Raw genomic sequence first — 2,540 nt, 5'->3', positions numbered from 1 at the left:
GGTTCTAACCAGCCGGGACGCGATGTTGATAGGTGAAGGGAAGAAATTACAAGAGCCATTTCTTTCCCTTATCTGTCTTACTCCAAATTAATATTGCCACTGCAAAAGCAATAATAAAAATAAAAATCCAAAATGCCGCCATACTTATTCCTCCTGTGTTTTATTTGTTTCTTTCTGCCGAAGTAACCCCAAGCCAATAAACAAGCAACTCAATGTCGCCCCGATCCCTCCGACATAAACAAGCCATCGCGAATTCTCTATATCACTAATTAAGGCCCCAACGACAACTGCCGTTAGAAGATATTTGGCAATATCCATGAACCATTTACCCAATTCCTTTCTCATAGGTGCAAATATAGCAAATTTTTCACCGAAATAGATAGACTTTGAAAACATCGACGGCGCAATGGCCGTCGATGTTCATAAGGTCAGACCTGAAAATTCGTGACCCGGTAAATCACACGGGCACGGGGCTTGTTCTCTTTATCCAACCACGCTTCGACCTTATCATAGGCTTCCACGTAGATAAAACGGCCTTTCTTCAGCAGATTGACGATTCCCTCGGCTGAGTTCTCCGGCTTGACATAAATTTCGCACTCCGCCCACTGGGCTTCCTTGATCGGGTTGCCCTGTTCGTCTTTGGCATCCGTATCCCGTTCTGCATACGCCACGCTGAACGATACGAATTTGTGACCGCCCTGCCCCTCGCGGCATTCGGCATCCTTACCGAGATTACCGGTAATCGTGATTCTCTTCATAGAAATTTGAACGATTAACCTATACATCGTGAGGTTCTGCGAGGCACTGCACCTCAAATTTACGAAAAATGTTTCACTTGTCAATGACAATTTCGGTCTTTGCATCAATCATTTCACCACTGCTAAAAGTCGCATTTTCACTACTTTCAAATTTCAGATACGCCCAGTCAATCCACAAAATCGCGTGGTTGTAGCACGCGCACTTATGAGTTAAAACAATCGTTTGTTTTTGTGCCGGATACTTTTTCGTAAGTGTTACGCGCGCCTGTATCTCGTGTGGTGCGTCGGAAGCGAAATAATCGAAATATAGGAGCTGGGTGCCGTTCTCGTCATCCAGCGAAAACCAAGACACATAACACAAGCCTTTGATCCCTGCGACATAATTGTAGCGCTCAAGCGCTTTATTCAGCCAAGCATGGGCGGCTTTCTCGTCGGGGAACTCCTTTTGTAATAACACTTGGTTACACATCTTGTCGGTGTAGGTTTTCGTAAGACAGACTGTTGCTAAATAAGTTTTCATAATTGTAAAATTTTAAAAGGTTAAATAGTGTGCTCCGCTGGGGCTTCGCTCCCCGCCATCCGCCGATCACATCGAGCGGAGCTGGTTAATACGTCAAAGAACTTTATTGCTGAAATCTCGCTAACATCCTCGTCACGCCCTTTATCCTTTCTATCAAACATATCATTTTCTCGAAGGTTTGCCGGGCTGTGGTTTCCCAGCCGACGGATGTTTTCAAGATTTCAAAGAACGAGGGGTCATCCCCTTACACGTTGCCTTCAGAGCCTTTCTGATACTCGTATCGAACACTGACATTTTGAAATAAAAATGGAGCGGCCGCCCGTTCCTCTGGAATGGGCATAGGCGGTCGCTCTCTACCGCTAAACCGGCGCAAGGGTTCCGGGAAATATTTTTGAAAAAATTTCTTCAGCGTGCCCCGGCCTGCCGGGGTAAATTTTTTCATCATAAACACAGTTCCCGAAGGGACTCCTAAGAAAATATTTCGCGGGTTCATTGCCCGGCAAAATGCAGTGTTCGTACTTTGTATCAGAATGGTCTGAAGGCAACGTGTAAGGGATGAGACCCGTCAGGTCGCAGAAATCTTGAATTCAGCCGGAGTGCGAAACCACAGCCCGGTCAGACCCAGAGAGAAAATACCGCTCTCCCTCGCAACGCGAGGGGTGTCCTGCCGCGACGTGGAGAAACGAACGACTTGCAACGCCCTGCAAGTCGTACGTTTTAGGAGCGACCAATGCCCCGCCTGCGGGGCATGGTATGAAATTACGAGCAAAAAAAGAGAGCCGGCGAACCGGCCCTCTACATTACCTTTTGGAAAATAATGTCTTCAACTTGATCTCGGCGGCCACTTCCGGACACACTTTTGCCATACGTCCAATTTTTTGAATCTGATTTTCGTTAGGCGTACATTTACGCAACCAACGTACGATGTCATCGGAATAGTTTTCCGTCACTTCAACCAGCTGGTCGATTATTTCTGACAATTTGCAGGCAGAAATATATTCGACCGATTCGACAACTTCACCACTCTCATCGATAAGTTCAATGTCGAAATAACCATCCAAAGAATTGGGGAAAATCACAACGGCTCCCTGATGTTTGAACCCACTGACCTTGAGTATAAAAGCCTTCCGACCAGCAAGGGTGCCACCAGCACCGCAGGTCACATTCCAACTCATGAGATTCAACGGTTTTTCAGCGAGAATCGACATAATTAAATCTGATGTAGACATAGCTTTTTGCAGACTTTATCCTCCTGCGCCGGA

General features: G+C 46.3%; 5 protein-coding genes. All 5 read right to left on the bottom strand.

What is annotated here, in order from left to right; genetic code table 11:
• Positions 1–144: 144 nt before the first annotated feature.
• On the bottom strand, positions 145–345 hold the full coding sequence (locus QVP03_RS03120; RefSeq protein ID WP_014774889.1) for a DUF6722 family protein: 201 nt from the start codon (positions 343–345) through the stop codon (positions 145–147).
• A gap of 83 nt (positions 346–428) precedes the next feature.
• On the bottom strand, positions 429–758 hold the full coding sequence (locus QVP03_RS03115; protein ID WP_022332159.1) for a single-stranded DNA-binding protein: 330 nt from the start codon (positions 756–758) through the stop codon (positions 429–431).
• A gap of 73 nt (positions 759–831) precedes the next feature.
• The gene (locus tag QVP03_RS03110) at positions 832–1,278 is read right to left on the bottom strand and encodes a hypothetical protein (RefSeq protein WP_022332158.1); all 447 of its coding nucleotides are present in this window, start codon (positions 1,276–1,278) and stop codon (positions 832–834) included.
• 244 nt (positions 1,279–1,522) lie between these two features.
• Positions 1,523–1,723, bottom strand: a complete 201-nt coding sequence (locus QVP03_RS03105) for a hypothetical protein (protein ID WP_130066107.1) — start codon at positions 1,721–1,723, stop codon at positions 1,523–1,525.
• 355 nt (positions 1,724–2,078) lie between these two features.
• Positions 2,079–2,507, bottom strand: coding sequence for a hypothetical protein (locus QVP03_RS03100; RefSeq protein WP_130063065.1), 429 nt, complete (start codon positions 2,505–2,507; stop codon positions 2,079–2,081).
• Positions 2,508–2,540: the final 33 nt, after the last annotated feature.

The sequence above is a fragment of the Alistipes sp. CAG:29 genome (assembly GCF_000435435.1).
Lineage (GTDB): Bacteria > Bacteroidota > Bacteroidia > Bacteroidales > Rikenellaceae > Alistipes > Alistipes onderdonkii.
This window is presented reverse-complemented; position numbering and strand designations above follow the sequence as displayed.

Bases quoted from the DNA above. Each gene is read 5' to 3' on its own strand.
- QVP03_RS03120 (WP_014774889.1), bottom strand. From the start codon at position 345: ATGAGAAAGGAATTGGGTAAATGGTTCATGGATATTGCCAAATATCTT.
- QVP03_RS03115 (WP_022332159.1), bottom strand. From the start codon at position 758: ATGAAGAGAATCACGATTACCGGTAATCTCGGTAAGGATGCCGAATGC.
- QVP03_RS03110 (WP_022332158.1), bottom strand. From the start codon at position 1,278: ATGAAAACTTATTTAGCAACAGTCTGTCTTACGAAAACCTACACCGAC.
- QVP03_RS03105 (WP_130066107.1), bottom strand. From the start codon at position 1,723: ATGATGAAAAAATTTACCCCGGCAGGCCGGGGCACGCTGAAGAAATTT.
- QVP03_RS03100 (WP_130063065.1), bottom strand. From the start codon at position 2,507: ATGTCTACATCAGATTTAATTATGTCGATTCTCGCTGAAAAACCGTTG.